The sequence below is a fragment of the Mesorhizobium sp. L2C084A000 genome, from assembly GCF_000502875.1.
GTDB lineage: Bacteria > Pseudomonadota > Alphaproteobacteria > Rhizobiales > Rhizobiaceae > Mesorhizobium.
The window spans coordinates 449203-475426 of the sequence record NZ_AYWX01000002.1; the positions used below are offsets into that span (position 1 = coordinate 449203).

At 62.5% G+C, this 26224-nt stretch carries 26 protein-coding genes; 18 read left to right on the top strand and 8 right to left on the bottom strand.

Annotated elements, in window-relative coordinates:
* The first annotated feature begins 123 nt into the window (after nucleotides 1-123).
* Genes X735_RS159095 through X735_RS159085 form a run of 3 tightly spaced genes read left to right on the top strand, consistent with a single transcriptional unit; the run spans nucleotide 124 to nucleotide 3862 of the window.
* Complete coding sequence (locus tag X735_RS159095) at nucleotides 124-1740, top strand: GMC family oxidoreductase N-terminal domain-containing protein (RefSeq protein ID WP_023809768.1); 1617 nt, start codon at nucleotides 124-126, stop codon at nucleotides 1738-1740.
* On the top strand, nucleotides 1737-2948 hold the full coding sequence (locus X735_RS159090) for a mandelate racemase/muconate lactonizing enzyme family protein (RefSeq protein ID WP_023809769.1): 1212 nt from the start codon (nucleotides 1737-1739) through the stop codon (nucleotides 2946-2948). Before X735_RS159095 ends, X735_RS159090 begins: the two co-directional genes overlap by 4 nt.
* Nucleotides 2945-3862, top strand: coding sequence for an NAD(P)-dependent oxidoreductase (locus X735_RS159085; protein ID WP_023809770.1), 918 nt, complete (start codon nucleotides 2945-2947; stop codon nucleotides 3860-3862). The genes X735_RS159090 and X735_RS159085 overlap by 4 nt, the downstream gene beginning before the upstream one ends.
* A 79-nt stretch (nucleotides 3863-3941) precedes the next feature.
* Here X735_RS159085 and X735_RS159080 read toward each other — a convergent pair whose 3' ends face one another.
* Nucleotides 3942-4880, bottom strand: coding sequence for a diacylglycerol kinase family protein (locus tag X735_RS159080; protein ID WP_023809771.1), 939 nt, complete (start codon nucleotides 4878-4880; stop codon nucleotides 3942-3944).
* A gap of 721 nt (nucleotides 4881-5601) precedes the next feature.
* Between X735_RS159080 and X735_RS159075 the strand changes: the two genes are divergently transcribed.
* The 3 genes from X735_RS159075 to X735_RS159065 all read left to right on the top strand — a co-directional run bounded on the left by X735_RS159075 (nucleotide 5602) and on the right by X735_RS159065 (nucleotide 7845).
* A complete protein-coding gene (locus X735_RS159075) occupies nucleotides 5602-6036 on the top strand; it encodes a hypothetical protein (protein WP_023809772.1) in 435 nt (144 codons plus the stop codon).
* 6 nt (nucleotides 6037-6042) lie between these two features.
* Nucleotides 6043-7173: a hypothetical protein gene (locus tag X735_RS159070; RefSeq protein WP_023809773.1), complete on the top strand. Its 1131-nt coding sequence runs from the start codon at nucleotides 6043-6045 to the stop codon at nucleotides 7171-7173.
* Nucleotides 7174-7323: 150 nt separating this feature from the next.
* The gene (locus tag X735_RS159065; protein ID WP_023809774.1) at nucleotides 7324-7845 is read left to right on the top strand and encodes a hypothetical protein; all 522 of its coding nucleotides are present in this window, start codon (nucleotides 7324-7326) and stop codon (nucleotides 7843-7845) included.
* Between the two features lie 33 nt (nucleotides 7846-7878).
* On the opposite strand, the gene X735_RS159060 is transcribed toward X735_RS159065, so the two are convergent.
* The 4 genes from X735_RS159060 to X735_RS159045 form a co-directional block, all read right to left on the bottom strand.
* Nucleotides 7879-8409, bottom strand: coding sequence for a dihydrofolate reductase family protein (locus X735_RS159060; protein ID WP_023809775.1), 531 nt, complete (start codon nucleotides 8407-8409; stop codon nucleotides 7879-7881).
* Between the two features lie 95 nt (nucleotides 8410-8504).
* Nucleotides 8505-9137: a hypothetical protein gene (locus X735_RS159055; RefSeq protein ID WP_023809776.1), complete on the bottom strand. Its 633-nt coding sequence runs from the start codon at nucleotides 9135-9137 to the stop codon at nucleotides 8505-8507.
* A 15-nt stretch (nucleotides 9138-9152) separates the two neighbouring features.
* A complete protein-coding gene (locus tag X735_RS159050; protein ID WP_023809777.1) occupies nucleotides 9153-10775 on the bottom strand; it encodes an FAD-binding oxidoreductase in 1623 nt (540 codons plus the stop codon).
* A gap of 233 nt (nucleotides 10776-11008) precedes the next feature.
* Nucleotides 11009-11251, bottom strand: a complete 243-nt coding sequence (locus tag X735_RS159045) for a DUF1344 domain-containing protein (protein WP_013530037.1) — start codon at nucleotides 11249-11251, stop codon at nucleotides 11009-11011.
* 436 nt (nucleotides 11252-11687) lie between these two features.
* On the opposite strand from X735_RS159045, the gene X735_RS159040 reads away from it, so the two are divergent.
* Nucleotides 11688-12182: a DUF2314 domain-containing protein gene (locus X735_RS159040; protein ID WP_023809778.1), complete on the top strand. Its 495-nt coding sequence runs from the start codon at nucleotides 11688-11690 to the stop codon at nucleotides 12180-12182.
* Nucleotides 12183-12195: 13 nt separating this feature from the next.
* Here the strand turns inward: X735_RS159040 and X735_RS159035 are convergent, their stop codons facing one another.
* Together X735_RS159035 and X735_RS159030 are read right to left on the bottom strand one after the other, a co-directional pair.
* A complete protein-coding gene (locus X735_RS159035; protein WP_050592655.1) occupies nucleotides 12196-13146 on the bottom strand; it encodes a DUF3137 domain-containing protein in 951 nt (316 codons plus the stop codon).
* A gap of 84 nt (nucleotides 13147-13230) precedes the next feature.
* Nucleotides 13231-14289, bottom strand: coding sequence for a CapA family protein (locus X735_RS159030; RefSeq protein WP_023809780.1), 1059 nt, complete (start codon nucleotides 14287-14289; stop codon nucleotides 13231-13233).
* Nucleotides 14290-14395: 106 nt separating this feature from the next.
* Between X735_RS159030 and X735_RS159025 the strand changes: the two genes are divergently transcribed.
* The 10 genes from X735_RS159025 to X735_RS1000000167235 all read left to right on the top strand — a co-directional run bounded on the left by X735_RS159025 (nucleotide 14396) and on the right by X735_RS1000000167235 (nucleotide 24878).
* A complete protein-coding gene (locus X735_RS159025) occupies nucleotides 14396-15658 on the top strand; it encodes a hypothetical protein (RefSeq protein WP_023809781.1) in 1263 nt (420 codons plus the stop codon).
* A gap of 35 nt (nucleotides 15659-15693) precedes the next feature.
* A complete protein-coding gene (locus X735_RS1000000168640; protein ID WP_155930561.1) occupies nucleotides 15694-15948 on the top strand; it encodes a hypothetical protein in 255 nt (84 codons plus the stop codon).
* 145 nt (nucleotides 15949-16093) lie between these two features.
* Nucleotides 16094-17716: a DUF2778 domain-containing protein gene (locus X735_RS159020; protein WP_023809782.1), complete on the top strand. Its 1623-nt coding sequence runs from the start codon at nucleotides 16094-16096 to the stop codon at nucleotides 17714-17716.
* Between the two features lie 128 nt (nucleotides 17717-17844).
* Nucleotides 17845-21015, top strand: coding sequence for an excinuclease ABC subunit UvrB (gene uvrB, locus X735_RS159015; RefSeq protein ID WP_023809783.1), 3171 nt, complete (start codon nucleotides 17845-17847; stop codon nucleotides 21013-21015).
* Between the two features lie 63 nt (nucleotides 21016-21078).
* Nucleotides 21079-21387: a hypothetical protein gene (locus X735_RS159010; protein ID WP_023809784.1), complete on the top strand. Its 309-nt coding sequence runs from the start codon at nucleotides 21079-21081 to the stop codon at nucleotides 21385-21387.
* 136 nt (nucleotides 21388-21523) lie between these two features.
* Nucleotides 21524-22111 (top strand): hypothetical protein, encoded by a 588-nt coding sequence (locus X735_RS1000000167230; protein WP_081734780.1) that lies wholly within the window; start codon nucleotides 21524-21526, stop codon nucleotides 22109-22111.
* 252 nt (nucleotides 22112-22363) lie between these two features.
* On the top strand, nucleotides 22364-23890 hold the full coding sequence (locus X735_RS158995) for an ABC-F family ATP-binding cassette domain-containing protein (RefSeq protein ID WP_023809787.1): 1527 nt from the start codon (nucleotides 22364-22366) through the stop codon (nucleotides 23888-23890).
* 78 nt (nucleotides 23891-23968) lie between these two features.
* Nucleotides 23969-24247, top strand: coding sequence for a type II toxin-antitoxin system RelE/ParE family toxin (locus X735_RS158990; protein WP_023809788.1), 279 nt, complete (start codon nucleotides 23969-23971; stop codon nucleotides 24245-24247).
* Nucleotides 24248-24274: 27 nt separating this feature from the next.
* A complete protein-coding gene (locus X735_RS158985; protein WP_023809789.1) occupies nucleotides 24275-24583 on the top strand; it encodes a HigA family addiction module antitoxin in 309 nt (102 codons plus the stop codon).
* 136 nt (nucleotides 24584-24719) lie between these two features.
* The gene (locus tag X735_RS1000000167235) at nucleotides 24720-24878 is read left to right on the top strand and encodes a hypothetical protein (protein ID WP_023809790.1); all 159 of its coding nucleotides are present in this window, start codon (nucleotides 24720-24722) and stop codon (nucleotides 24876-24878) included.
* A gap of 16 nt (nucleotides 24879-24894) precedes the next feature.
* Here X735_RS1000000167235 and X735_RS158980 read toward each other — a convergent pair whose 3' ends face one another.
* Nucleotides 24895-25509 carry a glutathione S-transferase family protein gene (locus tag X735_RS158980; protein WP_023809791.1) on the bottom strand — a complete coding sequence of 205 codons (615 nt, stop codon included), beginning with the start codon at nucleotides 25507-25509 and terminating at the stop codon, nucleotides 24895-24897.
* Nucleotides 25510-25747: 238 nt separating this feature from the next.
* Between X735_RS158980 and X735_RS158970 the strand changes: the two genes are divergently transcribed.
* The gene (locus tag X735_RS158970) at nucleotides 25748-26176 is read left to right on the top strand and encodes a glyoxalase/bleomycin resistance/extradiol dioxygenase family protein (RefSeq protein WP_023809793.1); all 429 of its coding nucleotides are present in this window, start codon (nucleotides 25748-25750) and stop codon (nucleotides 26174-26176) included.
* The last annotated feature ends 48 nt before the right edge of the window (nucleotides 26177-26224 follow it).

Below are 26224 nucleotides of genomic sequence, written 5' to 3' on the forward strand. Positions count from 1 at the left end.
ATCCCCGTAAACTAGGCCAGTTCGGCGGTCGCTTTTTTCACAACTGATGCCGGATGGCGCGGCGACTTCGGAATGCCGTCGCGTCTAGGCTGCAGCCAATTTTCCGGAGCCGCCCGCATCATCATGCAGATCTATGATTTCATCATCGTCGGCTCCGGCTCGGCCGGCTCGGTCCTGGCCGAAAAACTCTCGGCCTCGGGACGCTTCTCGGTGCTGGTGCTGGAGGCCGGCGGCACAGACCGCCGCTTCTACGTCCAGATGCCGCTCGGCTACGGCAAGACCTTCTTCGATCCCGACGTCAACTGGAACTACAAGGCCGAGCCGGACCCGGGCCTCGCCGGCAATGCCGACCACTGGCCGCGCGGCAAACTGCTCGGCGGTTCGAGCTCGATCAATGCCATGGTCTGGATCAGGGGCGCGCGTGAGGATTTCGATGCCTGGGCAGCCGCCGGCAATCCTGGCTGGGGCTATGACGATCTGCTGCCCACCTTCAAGGCGCTCGAGGACAACCAGGCCGGTGCCGACACATGGCGCGGCACGGGCGGCCCGCTGCATGTCACCGACTGTTCGGACGCAGTCCATCCGCTGACCAAACGCTATCTCGCCGCCGGCCAGCAGGCCGGCCTGCCGCTCAACCCGGATTTCAACGGCGCCGCCCAGGAAGGCGTCGGCATCTACCAGATCTCGACCCGAAATGGCCGCCGCATGTCGGCGGCGCGCGCTTTCCTGCGCCCGGCGATGAAGCGCGGGAATGTCCGCGTCGAGATGAAGGCGCTGGCGACAAAAATCCTGTTCGAGGGCAAGCGTGCCGTCGGCGTCGAATACCAGCAGAACGGCGGGATGAAGACGGCGCGTGCCGGCCGCGAAATCATCCTGTCGGGCGGTTCGATCAACTCGCCGCAATTGCTGCAACTGTCCGGCGTCGGCCCTTCCGCCCTGCTTGGGAGCCTGGGCATTCCCGTCGTCCATGCCAACGAAAATGTCGGTGCGCATCTGCAGGACCATGTCGGCATCAACTACACCTTTAAGGGCCGGCTGCCGACGCTCAACCAGACGCTGCGTCCCTGGTGGGGCAAGCTGCTGGTCGGTATGCAATACATCCTGACCCGCTCCGGCCCACTGTCGCTGTCGATGAACAATGCCGGTGGCTTCTTCCGCACCGACCCGGCGGCGACGCGGCCAAACATGCAGCTCTATTTCCAGGCCTTCTCGACCGTCATTCCCAAAAGCGGCGAGCGCCCGATCCTGACGCCGGACCCATGGCCGGGCTTTTCCATCGGCCTGTCCAACTGCCGCCCGTCGAGCCGTGGCGAGATCATGATCCGCTCGGCCAACCCACGCGACTACCCCAAGATAACGGCCAATGCCTACTCCACCAATGCCGATGTCGAGGAGATGCTGGCGGCGGTGAAATTCGTGCGCAAGATCGCCTCGATGCCCGCCATGGCCGAGATCATCGAGGAAGAGGTGTTGCCCGGCCCGTCGATCACCTCGGACGCCGATCTGGTCCAGGATTTCAGGAAGCGCTCGGGCACCGTCTATCACCCGGTCTCGACCTGCCGCATGGGGCCGGATCCCGCGCGCGCCGTCGTCGATCCGCGTCTCAGGGTGCATGGTCTGGAAGGTTTGCGCGTCATCGATGCCTCGATCTTTCCCGACAACATCACCGGCAACACCAACGCCGCCTCGATCATGACCGGTTGGAAAGGCGCCGAACTGGTTCTGGAGGACCAAGAATGAAGATCACCGACGTCAAGACCTGGGTTGTCGGCAATCCGCCGCCCGGCATCGGCGGCAAGTATTTCATCTTCGTCAAGCTGACCACCGATGGTGGCGTGGTCGGCTATGGCGAGGCCTACAACGCCACCTTCTCGGCCCATGTTACCGCCCGGATGGTCGAGGACATGGCCGAGCGCTATCTCGTCGGCCGCGATCCGCACGACATCGAGAACTTCTTCCGCCGCGCCTATTCCTCGGGTTTCACCCAGCGCCCCGATGTCTCCGGCATGGGCTGCTTCTCGGCGCTGGAGATGGCTTGCTGGGACATTATCGGCAAGGAGGCCGACAAGCCGGTCTACAAATTGCTCGGTGGACAGGTGCACGAGACGCTGCGCTCCTACACCTATCTCTATCCGCACAGCGGCAGCGTCCACTCCGAGGACGCGCACGGCAAGAACGTCTACAACGATCCAGATCTCGCCGCTGCCTGTGCGCTCGAATATGTCGAGCAGGGTTTCAATGCCGTCAAGCTCGACCCGGCCGGCCCCTACACCGCCTTCGACGGCCATCAGCCGCGCCTCGTCGATATCGACCTGTCCACCCGCATGATCAAGGCGATCCGCGAGGCGGTCGGCACCCGCGCCGACATCCTGTTCGGCACGCACGGCCAGTTCACGGCGTCCGGCGCGCTGCGCATGGCGCGCGCCATCGAGCCCTACGATCCCTTGTGGTTCGAGGAGCCGGTGCCGCCGGACATGCCTGAGGTCATGGCCCAAGTGGCCCGCGCGACCTCGATCCCGATCGCCACCGGCGAGCGGCTGACGACCAAGTTCGAGTTCGCCCGCGTCATCGAGAACCGCGCCGCGACCATCCTTCAGCCGGACCTCGGCCGCTCCGGCGGCATTCTCGAAACCAAGAAGATCGCCGCCATGGCCGAGGCCTACCACATCCAGATCGCGCCGCATTGCTATTGCGGACCGATCGTCGGTGCGGCCAACATCCAGCTGGCGGTGACGCTGCCCAACTTCCTCATCCTGGAATCGCTGAAGCAGTGGGACGGTTTCCACGCCACGCTGCTGAAGAAGAAGATCGAGTGGCAGGACGGCAAAATCATCCCCTCAAAGGAGCCCGGCCTCGGCGTCGAGCTCAACGAGGCGGTCTGCGACGCGCACCCCTATACGGGCAAGGACCTGCATCTGCAGATGATGCAGACGCCGTTGATGCCGTGAGCGAAAGCTACGCCTTCATCGGTCTTGGCCACCTCGGCGGCAACCTTGCCGCCAGCCTGATCCGCAACGGCTTTGCCGTCACCGTCTTCGACCGTGATCCCACCGCCGTCGAGCGCCTGGTGGCGCTCGGGACCACAGCGGCAAGCAGCCCCGCCGAGGCCGCCGCACGGGCCGGCAACGCCATCTCCTGCCTGCCCTCTCCGAAGGTCAGCGAAGCCGTGCTGGCGGGCGCCGATGGTCTGCTGGAGGGCCTGCCCACAGGCGGCACCTGGATCGAGATGTCGACCAACGGCCGCGACGAGATTCTCCGCCTCGCGGCCCTCGCCTCGGCCAAAGGCATCGAGACGCTGGAATGCCCGGTCACCGGCGGCGTGCATCTGGCGGCGGCCGGAAAGATCACCGCGCTGGTCGGCGGCGATCCAGCGCTCTATGCGCGCCATCGCCCGGCAATCGAAGCGATGTGCGCGAAATCGTTCTTGATGGGGCCGGTCGGCTCGGCGGCGGTGATCAAGGTGATCACCAACATGCTCGCCTTCGTTCACCTCGTCGCCGCCGGCGAGGCGCTGATGCTGGCCAAGCGAGGCGGGCTCGACCTCGCCCAAGCTTATCACGCCATCGTCGCCTCCTCCGGCAACAGCTTCGTCCACGATACCGAAAGCCAGCTCATTCTCAACGGCTCCTACGATATCGGCTTCACCATGGATCTGGCGCTGAAGGACCTCAGCTTCGCGCTCGCCATGGGCGAACAGTCAGGCGTGCCGCTTGAGCTGGCGTCGCGCGTCAACGCGATTTTTCAGCAAGGCAAGGCCGCCTATGGCGGCGGCGCCTGGTCGACCCAGATCGTCAAACTATTGGAAGATGCCGTCGGCACCGACCTGCGCGCACCTGGTTTCCCGGCCAAGCTCGAACTCTAACGCCGGCTGGATATTAAGCGATTTCAGCGAGTTGGCTGGATCGGCGGATTCATCTGAATCAATCCGTCAACGGCTTGATTCAGTATCTGAGCGTCAACGCACCCGGCAGGATCTCGAAGGTCGCGGGTATGCGTCCCGGCGACTCGCCGTCTATGTCGACCAGCGCGCCGTTCTTCTCGACATCGCCGAGCGGTTCGACCACCACTTTCCTGCCGCGCAAGATGGTGATCGCTGGATGGTTGCGGTGCCGGCCGCCATAGAGCAGCCGGATGTCCCAGATCAGCTTCAGCTTGCCGGCGGCGCGCAGGATGACGATGTCGAACTGCCCGTCGGTCAGTTCCGCATCCGGCGCGATCATCATGCCGCCGCCGAAGAATTTTCCGTTGGCGACCGCCACCAGCGCCATGCGCGCTTCGACGGGCGCGCCGTCGTCGACCGTGATCCTGACGTCCTGGAAGCGGTAGCGGATGAACTCGACCACGGTGCGCCACAGGAAAAGCGCCTTGGCCGACATCCTGCCCTTGCGCTTGTCGGCATTGACGGCGCGGTCAGTGGCGCCGGAAAGCCCCAGGCTGGCGATGTTGATGAAATGCCGGCTGGCCAGCGCGCCGTGATCGTCGATGTAGCAGATGCGCCCGGCATCGACCTTGCGACCCTTGGCTTCGGCCAACCGCTTCAGCACGGCATCCACCTCTTTCGGCAGGCCGAGCCCGCGCGCGAAATCGATGCCGGTGCCGCACGGCAAGAGGCCGAGCTCGGTGGTCCGGCCGCTTTCCTGGAACGCCTGCAGCAGTCCATCGGCCACTTCGCTGGCAGTGCCGTCGCCGCCGGCCGCAATCACCAGGTCGAAGCCAATCATCGCGAGATCGATTGCCAGCCTTTCGGCGTCACCTTCCGCCTGCGTTTCGCGCAGCTCGAATTCGCCAAAATGCTTTTTCAGCGACACGGCGACATCAGGCCAATGCCGTTTCAGCCGGCCCCCACCGGCAATCGGGTTGAGAACCACTCCGACTTTCAAGCAACCCTCCCGCAAGGATCGAGGCGCTCGGCGCCTCGAATCCTTTGCCGGCATTGAAGACTGCACCCGCCCGCAGAGCAAGGCCGAATGTCCGCCGATGACGCCCATCGTGGCGGACAGGAAAATTTCGTTACCCCAGCTTGATCCCCGATAATCCCGTTATCCACAGGCCTCCGGCCATTCCCCAGGACCCTTACCCGGCGTAGGTTAAACCCATCTCAGGCGGCTACCGATCATCAAGCCGAAAGGCGAAGTGAAAGGCGGATTTCCTGAGGCCCGTACGGCCCGAAGCGAGAGCAGGCTTGCCTGTTTCGAGGGACGGAGCCGAGACCTACGGGGCCGCGGAAAGCGTGCCAACGCCGACGGCGGACCGATGCTGCCATGAAGGACGGCAGAAACCTTCGATGGTGCGCAGGGCAAAGCCCGCAAGGGTGGAAACCAGCGTGGTCCCGAACGGACGCTGCTCTCGGGCGGCGGACTGGCAGGACCGTCAAAATCAAGGCCGGCAAGGCGCGACGACTTTACGGAAGTTGCTGCCGCGACCGTGTCCTGATCTGACAGGGAGGCGCTGGGAGAAATCCCGGCGCCGACTGTCTTTTTGCCCCTCGATATCCTTCGCCGGCGATCTCGCGGGCGCCGCTTCACCGCGCGCTAAAATCGGTTAGTATCGCTGCGTCGTCAGAGTCTGTTTGCAAAGCGGACTCGTAGAGGGGGATACTTCATGACGCTGATCCAGAAGCTTGCCGTCGCCTATGCCTTCCTGTTTTTCGGCGTCGTCGCCATTGGCTACATACCCGCGTTCAATGACGCTGGCGGCAATCTGTTCGGTCTGTTTTCGCTGCAATGGTATGATGACCTGCTGCACGCCTTCTCCGGCGTCTGGGCGCTGGCCGCAGCCTTCATCTCGCACCGCCAGGCGGTGTTCTATTTCAAGCTGTTCGGTTCGGTCTACCTGTTCGACGGCGTGCTTGGCCTGATCACCGGTTCCGGCTGCCTCGATGCCGGCATCTTCATCAACGGCTTCCGCTCCCTCAACGATATCGAATTCCCGGCCCGCTTCTTCGCCAACCTGCCGCACCTGGTCATCGGTGGCTTCGCCGTCTATGTCGGTTTCCGGCTGGCCAGGCGCATACACGAACACTTCGCCACGGCCTGATCTGGCATGTTCCTGTTCCGCTGGCTGAAGCGCATCATCAAGACGATCCTGTGGGTGATCGTCATCGTCATCCTCATCCCGATCGCCGGGCTGAGCTACGGCTTCCTGACGACGTCGTCGCTCGACAAGACGCCGCTGCCCGGCATTGCCGACGGCGCCCCGCCCAAGGCGCTGGCCGACAAGGTCCGCGCCGAGATCCCCTTCTACCAGCGGCCGGAGGAATCGACCTTCCTCACCTATCCGGAATGGGCGATCGTCTACGCCGCGCGCGAATATGCCGGCTTCGTCGACAAGGACCAGCCGAGCGGCTTTCCCTACTGGTCCTATGTCGGCCGCTTCTGGCAGGACTACGCCATGGTCATCCGCGCCAGTTCTGCCTACAAGTTCAACTACGCCAACCACCAGATGCTGGTCATCATCGGCACCAGCCACTCGATCGAGCATATCCTGCAGTGGGCCTATGAGAACACGGTCGGCCGCATCACCGAGGCGACGACGGCCAAGCGCACCGCCGCCGACATCTATCAGGCCAAGGTGGCGGCGGACTATGCAGGGTTTCTCGACCAGGTGCCCTGGTATCAGTTCCCCTATGCCGAGAAGCGCGCCGGCCTGTTTGCCGTGCAGCCGGCGCCGGGAGACAGCTCGATCCGGACCAGCGAACGCAAGCTGGCGTTCGGCCTCGCCGACACCATCAAGCAGGGCTATGCCGACCTGATCAAAAAGGCCCTCGCCGCCACGATGGACCCTGCCTTGCTCGACGTCCATGTCTGGGCCAAGGGACCCGTCGGCGAAGCCACCCGCAACGAGCCCGACACCTTGCTCGAACGCGACATGGGCGCTGACGGCACCATCTTCGTCACCAGGCGCTATCAGGTCTTCACCGAAATGGTCCCGCGCCTGATCGACAAGGGCGTCTCCTTCGTCGAGATCGGCGGCAATGACGAGATCATGGTCACCGTGCTCTCCACCGATACGATCGCCGTTCCCGAAGGCATGCGCATCCTGTTCAGCTATCCGCTGCCGGCCGATCAATCCACGCGCCGCACCGGCATGATCGTCGCCGTGCGCAAGCTGCATCTCGTGCTGCCGGCGCTGATCAAGGCCGGCGCCAGGCTTGAACACGTCTACGACTACTGAGGCCTTTCGGCCAGGCCCGGCCAGGATTATGCATTTCCTGCGCTCCGCCACGCCCATTCCACAATCGCGGCCAAATCCCGCCTTGTTCGCGCGCGAAGGAATGGGAAGAAATGGATGGGTTGCCGGGGGGCATCTCGAAGGGACAAGACCGTGATCAAGACCGCCCTTGTCGCCATGACCATTGTCGGCTGCGACTGCGACGCCAAGCTTTGCGAATATATCGGCGAGACGCCGGCCAAGTGGTCGACCGTCGCCGAGTGCGAAGCGGCGATGAAGAGCCAGATGCTGCACGAGCGCAATTTCAACTATCCGCTCGTCTCCGGCATTTGCCGCACGAAGGGTTCGTCGTCCTCCTCGCAGCTGGCCGCGACCGCATCGCGCCCGGAACTGAAGCCCGCCAGCCGCGTTGTCAGGACCGAAAGCCCGCTACCGCCTGAATTGAGCCACCGGCCGAGCGTTTCGGTCGGTTCACCGACGACCGCCATGGAAGCGGATGCCGCCCGGCCGGTCGCCTATGAACAGGTGGTCGATGGCGGAACCGGCGTGCTCTATCGCACCAAAAACGGCTACGCAGTGGTCAAGACCGATCTCGGCCGCGCCGCCTCGGCGACCGCCGATGCCGCGAAACGCTCCGTGAACTGGCTGGCCGGCTTGGTGCCGAAGGGGCTGTAGTCCTGCTGGCGTCTCGGTTTGACGACCGCTTAATCAGGCAGGAACATAGGTCAACCTGATTACGTCATCACCGATCAAATCGCTGGCCACAAAGCGAAGCGGCGGCCGGGGGCCGGCGAAAAATGGCTTGCCCTGACCGAGCACGAACGGATGGAGGTAAAGTTGATATTCATCGATAAGACCAAGATCGGCCAGGCTTCGTGCCAGGTTTGGTCCGGAAACTGAAATCTCCCCGACGAGCTCAGCCTTAAGCCCACCTATCACCGCCTCGACGTCGTCCCCGACAAGTGTAGCGTTGGGGCCGAGCGACTTCAGCGAGCGCGACACAACCCACTTCGGTTGGCTCCGCCACGCCGCCGCGAATTCGTGCGCCTCCGCGCTCCATTCAGGACTGTCTTCGTCCCAATAACGCATGACCTCGTACATGCCGCGACCGTAAACACTGCCGCTCAAATTGCGCACTTGCTCCATCCAGTGACGAAAGATTGTCGGGCCTGACGGCATTTTCTGGTGGTCGACATAGCCGTCGAGTGACTGGTTCATTCTGAAAATGAGCTTCGCCATGCTGCAGGACCTCCAATTCAGGGTCGTCAGAATAACTTGAGCCGCCGTTATGCAAAAGTATGGATTCCCCCCCGAAACCCAACTGAGACACGACCCTAGTCCGGCCTGAACTTGACCTTCAGGCTCTGCCAGAACTTGTCGATAAGCGGCTGTTCGGTCGCTGCATCCTCGCCGGCAACGCGGGTGATGAACAGCAGCCCCCGATCGGCCAGGCCGAAGCCGACGATCTCGAAATCGGCGGTGTCGGTGCGTGTCTTCACCTCGGCGCGAATCCCGGTCAATTCCTTGCCGTCGGCGAGTTTGCGCGTCGTCGGCTCCTGCGTCAGCGTGGCGCCGGCCTGCACCGATTCCTTGGTCATCTCCTGCAGCATCAGCTGGTTGAGCGACACCGGATTCATCTTGCCATATTCCTGCACGACGACGATCGTGCCGAGAGCCGACGCCATCAGATACTGCGTGATATCATCGCCGAGGTCGGTCTTGGTCACCGAAATATTGCTCGGATGGACGAAGGAGAAATCGCTGCCGGAGAAGGTCGCGAAGTCGTTGCGCTCGAGCGTCACCTTGCTGTGCTTACCGCCGGGTAGCGTCACATCAGTGCTCTCGCCGGGATCGATATCGATCGTTACCCCGTCGATGGTCAGCTTGAAGGCCTTGAGATCCTCGGCTCCGGCAGGGCCAGCGCACAGCGCGATGAGGATGAGTGCCGCGGCTGATACCTTGCGCATGAAGTCTCCTAACGTCTACGCCACCCCGCTCAGCGCCTTGATGGCACGGTAGAACGTCGAGGAAAACAGTTCCGTCGGGTCATACTGCCGCTTCGCCGCCAGGAAGGCCGGCAGTTCGGGATAGGAGGCGAGCAATTCCCTGGCCGTATAATGCAGCTGGTAAGGCAGGAAGAAGCGCCCGCCATGCTTGATCGTCACGTCGATCAGCGCCCGCGTCAGCGCGCGCATCCTGGCATTGCCGTCGGCATCGGTCGGCTGGTTGATGTAGAGCACCAGCGAATAGGCTGGCTCCGGCGCGTAGGTCAGCGCCACATCCTCCTTGTGGACGATGCGCACCGAAGCATTGAGCACCGGCAGCGTCTGGTTGCGCAGGATCTCGCGCGTTTCCGCGATGAATTCGACATAGGCGGCACGTGGAATAAAATATTCGTGCAGGATGTCGGTCTCTTCTATTTGATCGTTGAAGAGATAGGGCACCGAATCGTGCATCGGGTTGTTGCGGGTGACGAGACAGGCCTCGCCCTCGGCCATGGCCGAAGTACGCGCCACCGTGCAGCTTTCGAATTTCGGCTCCAGCGTCTTTTCGGTGAACCACTTCAACTCCTGGAACAGGCTGCCCCATTTCGCCAGGTTGATGATCACCCGTTTCAGCCCGACTGAACCCGGCTCGCCGATCTCAGGCTGATCCGCCGGCGGCTGCTCCGCCACCTTGTCGTAACGGTAGACGATCATATCCTCGAGGAAATTGCCGGGCGCCGTCGACAGATGGCCGTAGAACAGGCCGATATTCTTGTTCGGCTCCAGCACCTCGGCGAAGAATTTCGGAAAATCGTCCGATCTGATGATTTCGCGCGAGGTCCGGTAGACGGCGTTTTCGACGATATCGAGCGTCGCCTCCAGCACCACGCCGAACAGGCCATAGCCGCCGACGACGTGGCGGAACAGATCGGTGTTCTCGGTGGGCGAGCAGGTCGTCACCGAGCCGTCGGCCAGCATCACTCGCATCGAGCGGATCGAGCCCGCCACCGACCCTGCCTGGTGGTCCATACCGTGCGCATTGACCGACAGCGAGCCGCCGACCGAGAAGATGTCGGTCGACTGCATCGCCTTCACCGCAAAGCGCGGATGCAGAAGGTTCTGGATGTCGTGCCAGCGCGCGCCCGGCTGCAAGGTCATGGTCTTCGCCGCCGCATCCACGGTCACCTTGTTGAACTTTCTGAGGTCGAGTACCAGCGCGTTGTCGTCGAAGGCATGCCCGCCCATCGAATGGCGGATGGCGGCCAGTGAGACTTTCAGGCCATTGGCACGCGCGAAGGCCAGCGCATTGGCGATGTGCTCGTCCTCGCTGACCTCGACGACGCCGTAGACCGGCGTCATCGACAGGCCGCTGGCATCGTTGATGTCGCCGCCTTTTGCCGACCAGGGCAGCGACGCATCGAAGGCCGGCGCATTGTCCAGCGGCTTCAAAGGCAACGCGAAGCCGTCGATATCGGCTATCCGTCCGGCGTTCTTCGGCCCCGAAGGCGCGCGCGCCAGCCGCGCCACGGTGTTGCCGCCCCACAGCACCGCGCCACCTAGGACAGCCGCACCCAGCAGCAATCGCCGCGACAGGCGAAACCCTTTTTGTTCGTCGGCCATGAATATCCCCCGTTGGCCAAGGGATAGCGCGGCTTTTTGGCAAAAACCATAGCGATGCCGCCGGACAGCGTTCCGCCGGCCGGCCCTGGGGTCCAGCCGGAAGACCTCATCCAGGTCGCCCGGCATCGAGGGGCGAGGCATGAAAATGGCCGATCCCCGGAGGGACCGGCCATGAGTGGAACAGGGTTTGAAAAATCCGGTCAGCAGGTCTGCCGACGCACGATGCTCTCGCGTTACGAGGCCTTCTTGATCGACGTCACGATGCCGGTCTTGTCATCGACAGTCACCGCCACCTTGGCGCCGACCTTCAATTTCCCGATCGTCGCTTCCGGTGACAGCTGGTAGATCTTGCCGTCGTCGAGGGTGATCGACTTGGTCGTCGGGTCGACGGCCTGGATCGTGCCCTGAACGGTCGCGGCATAGGCCGTGCCGAGGAAGGCGAGCAGAGCGGCGGTGGTTGCGAGGGTCTTCTTCATGGGGTGCACTCCGTGCTGTTTCACTTTTCCGGGCCGCCTTGGGAAACGACAGCACCGGACGGCCTGAAACTGGAACGGAAGCGCTCGCTCCGCAAATCACGTTGGGTGAATTTTTGCAAACAATATCATAGGCTTAATTCCGACACATTGTCTGCGACCGAGATCATTTCAGGCCGCTTCGGCTCCCCCAATGAGCGGACTTCTGTCCGCGAAAAGAGTCGTTTAGCCGGATTGTGGCGGGCGGTTTCGATCACGGCGCGGCCGCCGCAATCCGTCTCAAGCGGCATCACGAAACAGACTGCCGACCGGTCATGATACACATTTTGTTTCATGGATCAGCTCAACTCGCCGCTCCGAAGTGATGAAACTCGCGCTCCGGTTGCAAATCGGGAACGGATGCAGGATGGTGCGCCGTTACGATGAAAGGGGGCCTTCCATGAAACTTGCAGTCCGGACCGCGATGTCCCTGATGCTGGCGCTTGCGCCGGGGTCCGCCTGTGCGCAAGGCGCGGATCCGGGCGATGACAAGACGATTATGTTTACCGAGGACGATCCCGAGATGGCGGCAGCGACAGCGCAGGCGCTCGCCAGCCTGGATGAATTCCTGGCACTGTCCGAGGCTCCTTCCTCCGACACCGACAGGTTCAAATTGAAGGTCAAGGTGCGCGACGGGAATGTCAGCGAGCACTTCTGGGTCATCCCGTTCCGCCGCACTGAAACAGGCTTTGTCGGCATATTGGCGAACCAGCCGGAGCAAGTGCGTAATGTGGTCCTCGGGCAGAATATAGAATTCACCCGAAACGATATTTCCGACTGGGGCTATATGCGCGCCGGCCATCAGGTCGGCAGCTTCACCGTCTGCGTTATGTTCAACAAAATGTCGAAAGAGGAGGCGGACACCATGCGCGACCAATACGGCTTTGACTGCTGACAGCGAGGCCCAACTAATCGATCTCGTCCTTCGCGCCGATCTTGCGCACAAGTGCCGCCGTCGCCAGCATCGCGCCCATGTCTGATATCATCGGCGCGACATGCGTGCTGTAATCGAGCGGCACCGAAATATCCGGCAGCTCGAAGAAGTTCTTCGTCTGCGGCAGCAGCAGGAACCCATCGCTGCCATTGAGCGCGACACGGGCCGGATCGTCCGGCCAGGTTTCGCCAAGCCATTTCAGCGCCTGCGCCAGCCGGCCGCTCACCAGTGGCTGTGCCGCCCCGAGATTGTCGGTGCGGAACTCGTACGCGGCGTCGAGCGCCACGTCGCCACTGGACAGCTCCTGCAGCTTGCTGGCGAATATGCCGCGAAAGAAACTGATGACCGCGTTGGTCCGGCGCGTCGCCACCAATATGCCGGGTAACGGCGCGATGGTCTCGAAGGCGACGATGACGCCCTGAAAGGCCGTCGACGAGCCCTTGCCCGACCCTTCCCGCAGATGCGCCTCGTAGAGCTCGAACGGAAACCCTTCGTAGCGGCCCGCGACGATGTCGTCGAACGCCTGCCGGTTGAACGGACCAACCGCCGTGCGCGGCAACCGGTCGAATGAATTCGGCGTCACGCCATGCTGGTAGCGCATGTCGGCGATGAAGCCGAAGATGATCGGCAACAGCGTCTCGCGGAACGATTGCTGCAGCCGCGTCGCCGGTTTCCTGGCCTGGAAATAGAGCAGGATCGAAGCCGCGAAGCCGATGACATACAGGAACACATGCGGCGTCGAGACCCATTGCTCGTTGGGGTCGGCGACCTTGTTGAACAGCCAGGCGACCAGCACCACGGCCACCAGCACCAGGCCGACGAACACCGGCACCCGCCAGCGCACCTGCCTGACCGCCGACGCCCTCGCCGCTTCATAGGCCGCGATGTCTTTCCGGATGCCGGCGATGACCGTTTCGCTCGGCATGAAATCCGCTGTTTCCACCGCTATCCCCCGCAATCCTGCCTCTGCGGGAGCATGATAGTCGGTTTTGCAGGCGCCGCCAGACGTTTAAGCGGGTACGCCTTGATCGGTTGGTGGAGAAGGGAAGATCGCTTTCAGTCGCCCCTCGACCTTGTCACGCACTCGGCCCTCCAAAGCCTCCACCAACACCAGCCGCTCATGGTCGCCGGCGCGCAGGCGCATGAAGGGATGCAGCCGGTAAGACGCGATCGTCCCGCGCGTACCGGCATCGGCACTGACATCGACAGTGAGGATAGAACCGATGCGACCCGGCCATGGCTGGCGGGCGAAGGCGGTGCCGAGGAAATCGCCAAGTCCATAAGCGACCACCGTCTTGTCGATCCTTTCCACCGGCTGCACGACATGGGCGTGATGGCCGGCGATCAGTCCGACGCCCTGCCCGGCCAGCCGCCTGGCCAGCGCCCGCGTCTCGGCACGCGGAAAATGCCGGAACTCCCAGTCCCAATGCGGCACGGCGCAGAGAAGATCCAAGCCAGCGCGCGGCCAGCCCGTCGGATCGCTGTCCATCGAAACGCGCCCCGCAAACAGTTTTTCATCGGCGTTGCGCCACAGCGTGAATGCGGCGAAGCCGATATCAAGCGGTCCGACCTGGACAGGCACCACCGGGCCATTGGCGGCCAGGCCGACCGTGCGGATGCCGAGCCGCTGCAACGCCGCCACCGTCTCGTCGAAACCGGCGACGCCCTGATCCAGCACATGGTTGTTGGCCAGCGACAGCACGAGCCTTTCTCGCGCAATACCAACCGCCGCCAGCGCCTCGGCCAGAAACAACTCGCTCATCGCATGATGCGTGCCGAGCCTTGTGCCCAGCGCCGCGCTTGGTCTGTCCACCACGGGGCTTTCGCAATTGCCGATCACCAGATCGGCAGCGCCGAGCAGCGCCTTGATCGCCGGATCGCAATCCGGCGCGCTGCGGTTGGCCACCGCCGAGATGTCCCCGACAAAGGCAAGCCGCATTGTCTGCCTCGGCGGCGGATCCATAAGCGTCCCAGCCATCAGCGCAAAGTCTTGCACATCGCCGGCCAGAGACGGCTTCAAGAAACGCGGCAGCCAGGACAGTTTGTAGGAAAACGGATAATTCGACACGCGATGCCCAATTGTTTGCCCTGTGTAGACCGTCCGGCGGGCGGGTTGAAGCGCAGCGCTGCAAATGGTGTATATCTGCGCTGCGCGACAAATATTGGGGGAAAAGATGACACGACTGGCAGGCCTGCTGACCGCTTTCATTTTGCTCCTGCCGCTGTCTTCCGCGTCGGCGGCAATGCCCGAAGCGGCTACCCGACTGTTCGAGGCGAAGAGCGTGGCCGCGCGCGACGCTGCCCTGTCGATGCTGGAGGCCGCCGCGCCAAACGACCCGGCATCCGCCTATGCGGCCGGGGCGGGCGAGTTCTTCACCGCATTGGAGATCCTGGCCACCGGCCTGCACCGCCATGGTTTCGAAAGCCCGCAGTCCTTCATGCTGCCACTGATGCGGTTGCCGGTGCCCGACAATCCCAATCCCGAGCCGCTGACTTACGAGCAGTTCCGCGCCATCCTGGTCGGCTTCCGCGACCGGCTGGAAAAATCCGCGGCGACGTTTGCGTCGGTGCCGGCGAACGCCGATATCGGCATGGCGATCGATCTCACCCGTGCGGGCATAGACCTCAACGAGGACGGCACCATCGCTCCGGACGAGAGCATGGCGGCGATCATCGCCGCGTTGTCCCGTGGCGGCATTACATCGGACGACGCCGTCCCCACGCTCACCTTCCGTTTCGACCGCGCCGACGGGTACTGGCTGCAGGGCTATGCCGAGTTCCTGATGGCCCAGGCCGATTTCTGGCTGGCGCATGATTTCAGGAGCACCTTCGACGGCTCGTTCCACATGCTGTTCCCGCGCGCCAAGCTGCCGTTGCAGGATATTCTGGTGCCGCCGGCCGGCGACATGGGCTCGAGCATCTTCTCGTCGGAATGGCGCATCGCCGATTTCATCTCGATGGTGCATCTCATCAACTGGCCGGTGGTCGAACCGGAGCGCCGGCAAGCGGCGCGCCGCCACCTGCTGGAAATGATCCGGCTGTCGCGCGAGGACTGGAAGGCGATCCGCGCCGAGACCGACAATGACCGCGAATGGCTGCCTGGACCGCAGCAGAAGGGCGAGAACCCGCTCACCGGCCTCGAAGTCGGCGAGGAGCAGGTTCAGGCCTGGCTCGCCGCCCTGACCATGGCCGAAGATCTCCTGGAGGGCCGCAAGTTGCTGCCGCATTTCCGCGTCACCGCCGGCACGGGCCTTGGCATCAACATGAAGCGCTTCTTCGATGACCCGAAAAACTTCGATCTGGTGCTGTCGATCACCGGCCCGGCCATCGCGCCCTACCTCGAAAGCGGCGAGCTCGTCACCAGCAGCGATTTCGACCAGATCCAGCGCCAGTTCGGCGGCGGCGGGTTTCTGACCTTTGCGCTCTGGTTCAACTGAGGGCGGGATGTTGAGGCTCTTCCGCAGGGGAAATCTTGGCAAGACCGGCAACATTTTTACTGGAAACAGGCGCCTTTCCCAAGCGATGTCTGCTGGCAGTCACCTCACTGCAGATGCCGCGCGAAGGCGCTTCGCAAAAATTAGCAGCGGCTGTTTTGCTTGACTCGGCCGCCAAAAACAGGCAGCAAAACCAGGTCGGAAGGGCGACAACACCACTTTCCTGGCCGTGGACGAAGGCTGATTTGGCCAAAATCCACATCTCGTCGTTGGTTTTGAGAGGAATTGATTAACCAACTTTGTCCATATTTTGAAGCAATTGGCAACCAACTACAGACGCGGCAAACGCGTCGGGGACCACCTGGGATCACTCACAGAATGGTCGTCGCGGCTCTCAAGGCCACGTACGGGGAAACCGATTGAAGCGAGATTGGTTGCATGGCGTTGTTGAGTACACATAAAAAAAACCGGGGACAGCGTGAGGGCGGCGAGTTCGTCGATGCTCCGCGTTCCTCTTCCTTCAACGCTGGCCGGGTGGCCCGCTGGGTCGCACTGCCCTGCGTCAGCACTGCCATCGGCCTTTGGCTGATCGGCACCATGGCCGGCCTCAGTTCCGTCGGCGCCTCGCTGTCGGCGACTTCGGTTGGCCTGCCCCAGACGCTGTCCATGCCGGGATCGCTCGCATTTACCGATCCGCTGAAACAGCACTTCTTGAAAGCACCCTTCGTGCTGGCCAATGCCAATGGCGGCACTCAGGCCCTGCATGATCATTCGGTGCAGTGCGGTGCCAGCTGTTTCAAGCTGGCCAGGGTAAGCTCACGGGCGGAAAAGTCCGAACGCCTTGTAGCGCAGGCAAAGCCGATGCCAGCCGCCGTGAAGTCGAAGGCGCAGGAGCGCTTCGAACGCATGGAAGCGTCGCTTTCGCCGATGAAGCTGGCCGCTGCCTTTGCCGACGCCGGAAAGCCTGCCGCCACTGCCAACACGCGCCCGGTGATCTCCACCGTCGCACCGCGAATTGCCGAGGCGTCGCTGGTGCCGTCCGTCCAGGTCACGGCCAGCCTGTCCGATAACATGCCAGTTCCGGCGGCCGAACGTTTCGCCCGGCTGGATACCGGCTCGGTGGTCGTGCAGACCGCACCGCAGCCGATGGGCTTTGCCCAATCTGATACGCCAGACAATTCGCAGTTGGCACTTGCCCTCGTGCAGTCGCTGCCGGTCGACGCCGGGGCGTTTGCCTCACCGCTGCCGATCGAGGAATCGTCAGCCGATGTCGCGGTTTCCCCCGTCGAAACCCAGCAGGATCAACCCGGTGATGCCGCCTCGCTGCCGGACGCGCTGACCAACGACGTGCCGTTGCCGACCCGCCGCCCGCAATTCGACCCGCCGCAGCCCAAAATCGTCCAGCAGCAGCCTAAGCCCGTTCAGCAGCCCAAATCTGTTCAGCAGCTCAAGCCCGCCCAGCAATCGAAGCCGGCACGCGAGACGGTCCAGCAGGCCCAGCCGGCGAAACCGACGCGGCAAGGCCGGCCAGCCGATGGCGGCGATGTGCTGGCCTATGCTAAGCCCGACACGCCTTCGGGCGGCCTTGGCAAGGCGTTCAGAAATCTGTTCAACTCGCCGGGATCCAGAAGCGGAGCCGGAAATGGCGTCGCCGTCTACGATATCAGCGCCGGCACCGTCTACATGCCTGACGGCTCAAGGCTCGAGGCTCATTCTGGCATCGGCGCCATGACGGACCAGCCGCGTTATGCCGACCAGAAGAACCGCGGACCGACACCGCCCAACACCTACAATCTGTCGCTGCGCGAGACGCGCTTCCACGGAGTGGAGGCCTTGCGCCTGACACCGGCCGATGGCCGCAACAAATACAATCGCGACGGCTTTCTGGCCCATACCTACCTGCTTCGAGGCCGCTACGGCCAGTCGAGCGGTTGCGTCGCCTTCAAGGACTATGCGCGCTTCCTCGCCGCCTACAAGAAGGGCAAGATCAAACGCCTTGTCGTGGTGCCGCGCCTGAACGGGTCGGCGACGCAGGTCGCATCAGCCGCCAGGGGCGTGTAGCGACAAGAGGCTTTCGGCCGCACCTTCCCGCCTGCTCCTGACAGCCTGCTGTCAGGAGCAGCGCTGTTCGGCACGCCTCTCCCCACCGCGCTCTTTCCATTTTGGCCAGGAAATCCCATATTCGGGACATGGCCAAATCCCCCGATAAGAAAACGCCGCCGACGGCGAACGACGACCGCGCCGCGCCGAAGCGGCGCAGCCCGCTGACCGATTTCCTCGACGCCTCCGAGCCGCTGCACAAAGGCGGTTTCGCCGAGATGCCGCAGCCGGAGCTCTCTGGCACGCCGCTGACCGGTTCGATCGCGGATTGGGCCGAGCAGATCGAGCAGGAAGCCGAAAACGAAGGACGTCTTGTCGGCAAGGGCGACGGCGGCAAATCGCCGAAGCCGTCGAAGAAGATACCCGAGCGCTCAAGCTCGCCGGGACGCAGTTCGCGCGGCACCTCGATGGGTGGCGCGGCGTCAGCCAGGGAGCGCACGGCAGCCGGCCTCAACCCGGTCGCCGGTCTCGACATCTCGCTGGAAGACGCCGAGACGATGGCCTCGGGCAGCGTCACCGCTACCGTCGCCGCGCTGTCGGCGCTGATCGAATCCGGCAATCCGCTGCACAAGGACGGCGTGCTGTGGACGCCGCACCGCCCTGCCCGCCCCGAAAAATCCGAAGGCGGCATTGCCATCAAGATGGTTTCGGATTTCGAGCCGGCCGGCGATCAGCCGACCGCGATCAAGGATCTGGTCGAAGGCGTCGACAACAACGACCGGACCCAAGTGCTGCTCGGCGTCACCGGCTCCGGAAAAACCTTCACCATGGCCAAGGTGATCGAGGAGACGCAGCGCCCTGCCTTGATCCTGGCGCCGAACAAGACGCTGGCGGCGCAGCTCTATTCCGAGTTCAAGAAATTCTTCCCGGAAAACGCCGTCGAGTATTTCGTCTCCTACTACGACTACTACCAGCCGGAGGCCTACGTCCCGCGCACCGACACCTTCATCGAGAAGGAATCCTCGATCAACGAGCAGATCGACCGCATGCGCCATTCGGCGACGCGTTCGCTGCTCGAGCGTGACGACGTCATCATCGTCGCCTCGGTGTCCTGCATCTACGGTATCGGCTCGGTCGAGACCTATACGGCGATGACCTTCCAGATGCAGATCGGCGATCGGCTCGACCAGCGCGCGCTGCTCGCCGATCTCGTCGCCCAGCAGTACAAACGGCAGGACATCAATTTCGTTCGCGGCTCGTTCCGCGTGCGCGGCGACACGATCGAGATCTTCCCGGCCCACTTGGAGGATCGCGCCTGGCGCATTTCAATGTTCGGCGACGAGATCGAGCAGATCACCGAATTCGACCCGCTGACCGGCCAGAAGACCGGCGAGCTGAAAAGCGTCAAGATCTACGCCAATTCGCACTATGTGACGCCGCGCCCGACGCTGAACCAGGCGATCAAGTCGATCAAGGAAGAGCTCAAGCACCGGCTGGTCGAACTCGAGCGCGCAGGCCGCCTGCTCGAGGCGCAGCGGCTGGAACAGCGCTGCCGCTTCGACCTCGAGATGCTGGAAGCCACCGGTTCCTGCGCCGGCATCGAGAACTATTCGCGCTATCTCACCGGCCGCCAGCCGGGTGATCCGCCGCCGACGCTGTTCGAGTACATTCCCGACAACGCGCTGGTCTTCATCGATGAAAGCCATGTCACCGTGCCGCAGATCGGCGGCATGTATCGCGGCGACTTTCGCCGCAAGGCGACACTGGCCGAATACGGCTTCCGTCTGCCGTCCTGCATGGACAACCGGCCGCTGCGCTTCGAGGAATGGGATGCCATGCGTCCGCTTTCGGTCGCCGTCTCGGCGACCCCTGGCGGCTGGGAAATGGAGCAGGCCGGCGGCGTCTTCGCCGAACAGGTCATCCGCCCGACCGGCCTGATCGATCCGCCGGTCGAGGTTCGCCCGGCCAAGACCCAGGTCGACGATGTCGTTGGCGAAATCCGCGACACCACCAAGGCCGGCTACCGCACGCTGGTCACGGTGCTGACCAAGCGCATGGCCGAGGATTTGACCGAATATCTGCATGAGCAAGGCATCCGCGTCCGCTACATGCACTCCGACATCGACACGCTGGAGCGCATCGAGATCCTGCGCGATCTGCGCCTCGGCGCCTTCGACGTGCTGGTCGGCATCAACCTGCTGCGCGAAGGCCTCGACATTCCCGAATGCGGCTTCGTCGCCATTCTCGACGCCGACAAGGAAGGGTTTCTGCGCTCGGAAACCTCGCTGATCCAGACCATCGGCCGCGCCGCCAGAAACGTCGACGGCAAGGTCATCCTGTATGCCGACCAAGTCACCGGCTCGATGGAGCGGGCGATGGCCGAGACCAACCGCCGCCGCGAAAAGCAGGTGGAATGGAACGAGGCCAACGGCATCACCCCGGAATCGGTCAAGTCGCGCATCTCCGACATTCTGGATTCGGTCTACGAGAAGGACCACGTCCGCGCCGACATTTCGCAGTTCACCGACAATGCCGGCGCCATGATGGGCAACAACCTCAAGGCCCATCTCGACGCGATGGAAAAGCAGATGCGCGATGCCGCGGCCAATCTCGACTTCGAGAAGGCGGCTCGTATCCGCGACGAGATCAAGCGTCTGCGAGAGATGGAACTGTCCATCTCCGAAGACCCACTGGCCAAATACGCCGATATGGAAAGTCCTGCCTCAGGTCGCGAAAAGGGCAAGCACAACAAGGGCGTGGCCAAACATCGGACAGCAGAGGAACAGGAGCGTTTCCGCAAGTTCGACGAAGCCCGTGCCGCCGAAGAGGCGGCCAAGGCTGCGCGGCCCAACCTCTTCCGCAAGCCTGATCTCGACGAGATGGGCGCCGATGGCGCCGTACCAGTGAAAAAACCGCTGTTTTCGAAACCCTCGATCGACGACATGGGTCCGGGCACCGACATGCCGACGCCGGCCGGCGCGGTGTCGCGCTCGTTGTTCAAGAAACAGTCGGCCGAAGAGGCGCATGGCTCCGATTTCGGCATTCCCGGCGAGCCGGTCAAGCCGCTGTTCAAGAAGAACTCGCTTGATGAGATGACCGTGCGGCGCACGGAAAAGCCGGTCGAGGGAAAAGTGCCGGCAAAGCCACAGCCGATCTCCCCCCAAGTGGGGGAGATGTCCGGCAGGACAGAGGGGGGCACAAAGGAACGCGACGGCAAACCAATCGTTCGCCAGCGCGCCGGCATCGGCTCGTATGAAGACGCGGGAGATGCCCGCCGCGAAAAGCGTCGGCCGGGAAAGACAGGTAGGCCGGGGCGGTAGGAAGCTGCAGCATCGAGCCTGCGATCGGTTGCGGATTTCAGATGCCGCCGCTTAGAATAGGTGATGGTCGTCGTTCGCAGACTTGATGAAGAGGAGTTCAAGGCTTGCTTTGCCGAGCCGATGACGAATATCACCGCGACGGCGAATGCTGTCGTAGACATATGGCCCTATGTCGACGCGCTAAATCTGGACGAAGTCGGCGTGCCCTATTTGAACGACGTCCACTATGTTTACCGGGACGTTCAAAACCGGTTTGATCAAGTTTTGATTGGCACCGGCAGGTTCAACGCCCTGCTTGTGATCGTTGTCGATCTCGGCAGAAGCGCGGTGTTCGGCATTTCCTACTCGATCTCAACAAAGAATATGGACTAAGCGGCGGTTACTTGAGACCTGTCTGATCCGGCCCTTTGACCTGTGAAGCTCAATCAATCAGCTGGGTAGCACAATGGTCAGGGCAGGCGGAATATGCTCCCTGCGACGGGATATCCAGCCAACCAAGGTTTGATCGATGCGACAGCGAGGCAAACTCCATATTCTCCCCCTAATCTTAGGTAGCAAAGACACGCCTTTGCGGGCCGGAGCTGATCTCGGTCCGGTCGAGAAACACCTTGGCTTTCCTAAATGGTTGTATGTCTATCAGGATCAGCCGTGCGGCTTTCTTCTGGGTTATGGCGATCTGGAAATCGACATTTTGACCAGGCGCAATCGAGCACGCGTCCATCGCATCAGCATCAAACTTTGGGACATGCCTGATGTCCCCAAGCCTTTGCCTTTGAAATGGAGCGGCAACAGCCAAATCGATCTCGATGGCTTTAGCCCGGCAATGACGATTTCGGCCGCCAGGACGCTCCTCGCAGGTCTAGGACTGCATGCCGAGGAATATAAGGTGGAAAGCGTATCTGAAACTGTCCGCCGGCTCGTGCTCCCCCACGCCGAGCTTCATTTCTTCAAGGGACCGGAAGAACCGATCCTGATGGAGTTTCACTTCCTGACACCGCAGGAAATCCAGGGAAATAAGGGGGACTGGGTAATCCGCCGCGAGACTAAGGCCGGCCTGCAGAGGACACACTTGCCAGCGGCCCCACCTTTGGTGTAGCCAGTCCACACACTCGAACGTTTTGAAAGGAGGGCTCACGTGTTTACGTTTCATCGTCACCATCGTCAGCGTGGCCCGATTTCTGCCCTGCGAGCTTGCTTGCAGGGCTGACCAGGGACGGTCCGGGTTTTCCCGCTTCGATTTTTTGGTCTGCCCTTCGTGGTTTTGCAACGCCGAGCCTGATGGCCAGCCTGCGCACCGTCAAAGTGCATTGAACCGGACTTTTCCTCCGGCAAGACCAGAGAAATCAAAATGGCCCTGATCAGCCTCAAATCCCTCGGCGTCACCATGAGTGCGCCGCTGTTTGCCAATCTCGACCTCACCATCGGCTCCGGCGACCGGCTCGGCATTGTCGCCGCCAATGGCCGCGGCAAGTCGACCTTGCTGAAATGCCTGACCGGCGAGATGGAGCCGACCTCCGGTGACATCACCCGCACGCGCGGCCTGCGCGTCGGTCATGTCGAGCAATCCGTTGCCCCGGCCCTTCTCACCCGCAGCTTCCATCAGGTAGTGGCCGACGTCTTGCCGCCCGAGCAGGCTGAAAGCGAGCTGTGGCGCGTCGACGTGGTTCTCGATTCACTCGATGTGCCGGAGCCCATGCGCGAGCGGCCAATGCAGGCGCTGAGCGGCGGCTGGCAGAGACTGGCGCTGATCGCCCGCGTCTGGGTGACAGATCCGGACGTGCTGCTGCTCGACGAACCGACCAACCATCTCGATCTGGCCCGCATCAGCCAGCTCGAAACTTGGCTGAACACGCTGCCGCGCGAAGTGCCGGTCGTCATCGCCAGCCACGACCGGGCCTTCCTCGACGCCACCACCAACCGGACGCTGTTCCTGCGCCCTGAACAGTCGCCGGTGTTTGCTCTGCCCTACTCCCGCGCCAGACAGGCGCTCGACGACGTCGATGCTTCGACGGAGCGCAAGTTCCAGCGCGACATGAAGGTGGCGCAGCAATTGCGCCGACAGGCGGCCAAGCTCAACAACATCGGCATCAATTCGGGCAGCGATCTGCTGACGGTCAAGACCAAGCAACTCAACCAGCGGGCCGAAAAACTAGAGGAAGCGGCGAACCCGGCGCATCGCGAGAAGTCGGCGGGTGCCATAAAACTGGCCAATCGCGGCACTCACGCCAAAGTGCTGATCACGCTCGACGACGCGGCTGTCGAAACACCCGACGGCACACTGCTGTTTCAGACCGGCAGGCGCCATATCTGCCAGGGCGACCGCATCGTGCTGCTCGGCCGCAATGGCGTCGGCAAGTCGCGCTTCGTCACCTTGATCCGCAATGCCATCATCGAACCGGACACGTTGCGGAATGTGAAGGTGACGCCGTCGACCGTGCTCGGCTACAGCGACCAGGCGCTGTCCGGCATCAGCGGCGACGACACGCCGCTGGCGATGGTCTCGCGCCGCTACGATGTCGGCGAGCAGCGCGCACGGTCCTTGCTGGCCGGCGCCGGCGTGGTCATCGAGATGCAGGAGAAAAAGATCGGCGTGCTGTCCGGCGGCCAGAAGGCGCGGCTGATGATGCTGGCCCTCAGGCTCGCCGATCCCAACTTCTATCTGCTCGACGAGCCGACCAACCATCTCGACATCGACGGCCAGGAAGCGCTGGAAGCGGAACTGCTGGCACATCAGGCAAGCTGCGTGCTCGCCTCGCACGACCGCTCCTTCATCCGCGCCATCGGCAACCGCTTCTGGCTGATCGAGAAGCGGAAGCTCACCGAAGTCGAAGACCCGGAGGATTTCTTCCGCTCGGTGGTTGAAACGGCAGGATGAGGCCAACGGAGTCGACTGGCATGTAAATTATTTGCTTACAGACCTTGTTTTTTGTAAGCAATCTGTTTACATATACCGATGATCAAGTCCTTCAAGAACAAGGCGCTGTCGGACCTCTTTCAAACTGGAAAGACCGGCAAGATCGACGCCAAGATGCACAAGCGCATTCTTGTCCGGCTTGACCGCCTGGAAGCTTCGGAGAAGCCGGAGGAAATGAACCTTCCCGGCTTCGATTTCCACCCGCTGAAAGGCTTCGATCCAATCCGCTACACGGTCCACGTCAACGGCCCGTGGTGCATCACATTCGAGTTCGACGGCAAGGATGCCGCCCGCGTCGATTTCGAGCAATATCACTGAGGCGGCCAGACTGGAGAAGTTCGACTTATGACCGTGCACGAGCCGACGCGTCCTATTGAGCGTTGTCCCTCCCACCCAGGAGCGCTGCTTGAGGACATTATCCCGGCAACTGGCAAGACCAAGGTGGAAATTGCAAATCTGCTCGGGATCTCCCGGCAGCATCTCTATGACATCATCCGCGAAAAGAAGCCGGTTTCACCGGCTGTGGCCGCTCGCCTTGGCAAGCTGTTCGGCGACGGAGCCGCGATCTGGCTTCGAATGCAGGCGGCTTTCGATGCCTGGCACGCAGAGCGTGAGGTTGATGTTTCAGCGATCCCTACGCTCAGGGTTGCGTAGGTCCGTACGGCAGCATTCGAATAGACCATCAGACGCCACGATAAAAAAATTTCGACGGTCTGTCGGATAGCCTCAGCCAGCCCCGTCCTTGGGATGCCGACACGATGATGCCGGCGCCAACCCAGGGAGAATTATCATGTCGGTTCTTTCATCCATCGGTCGCATCGCAACCCGGTATGCGGCAGCGCGCGCTCGTCACCGCAGCGAGCGCATCCTGCTTTCACTGCCTGCCTCGCTGCGCAAGGATATCGGTTTTCCGGACGTCTTCGACGCGCAGAACGGCCGCCGCCCCTGACCTCGCGAGGCGCCAGTCAGTCATGCGTATCGCCTGAAAGCGGTGTCGCCTGCATCGATACGCGTTTTTCGAAAGCCTCGAACCAGTGCGTCAGCCGCGCCCGCGAGCGAAAAGGCGGCAGGTGTCGGAACGCCATCCAGGACAGCGTGGTGGCCAAGGCGATGTGGCCGACATGGAGCGGTGCCTCGTCGTCCAGCGTACTTTCGATCCAGTCGTAGCTCGCCTCGATCTTTTCCCGGTATCCGTCGGCGAGAGCGCTATAACGCAGCTGTTCGGGTCTTCTTTCCGTCTCCCAGCGCAAAGCGATGCCTGTCTGCGCGAGGCCCTGGGCGACCGACTGCAGCCGCAACGCCTGCCAGCGCGCTTCGCCATCTTGCGGCAGCAGCTTGCGGCCGTCATGCAGCGTGTCGAGATAGGCGCAGATGACATCGGAGTCGAAGATCGGCGACGCGTCGGGCCGCAGCAGCACCGGTACTTTGCCGAGGGGATTTTCGGCGTAGACGCGAGCATTGTGCAAGGTCGGACTGGTCTCGTGATGAATGACCTCGAGCCGATCGGCAATGCCGGCCTCATGAGCGAAAACGAGCGCTTTGCGCGCAAAGGGTGAATGGGTCTGATAGTAGAGGATCATTGTCATCTCGGGGCTGAAGCGGCGTTCGCGTGATCCATCTGTTCTAGCCCGCGAGCAGCGAGAATTGCGCTCTGATTGGGGGCCGCCGACGCAAGTTCGTTTCACGTCTCTCGTTCAGCTGCCGGCTGCCTGGCCAGTCCAGGGCCGGTCGGCCAAAAAAAATCTCCCGGCCATGTAGGATCGCCGCCGCCTCATCCGTCCTTTGGCTCGCAACGCCAAACGCAAAGAGGAACAACAAATGACTGACCAGACCCCCGTTCAGCCCGCGGCCAAAGTGCTCGGCGGATTGACCCCCTATCTGCAGTTGGATGGCGCCTTCAAGGCTGCCGAATTCTACAAGAAGGCCTTCGGCGCGGAGCAGGTCTTTGCCTATCCGGCGGACGAAAAAGGCCGCACCATGCACATTCACCTCTACATCAACGGCTCGACGCTCATGCTCTCCGATTTCTATCCGGAAAACGGAATGCCCGCCGTCAAGCCGCAGGGTTACACAATGCAGCTTCACCTCGGCAGCGACGATATCGAAGCCTGGTGGAAGCGCGCCGTCGATGCCGGCTGCGAAGTCGCCGTGCCGCTCCAGGTCATGTTCTGGGGTGATCAATGGGGCAATATGCGAGACCCGTTCGGCGTCGAATGGGCGATGAACGCGCCGGTGAAGAAAGCCTGATCTGCCGCCGATGGCCCGAGCCCCTCACCGGCCAGCGCCGGTGAGGCC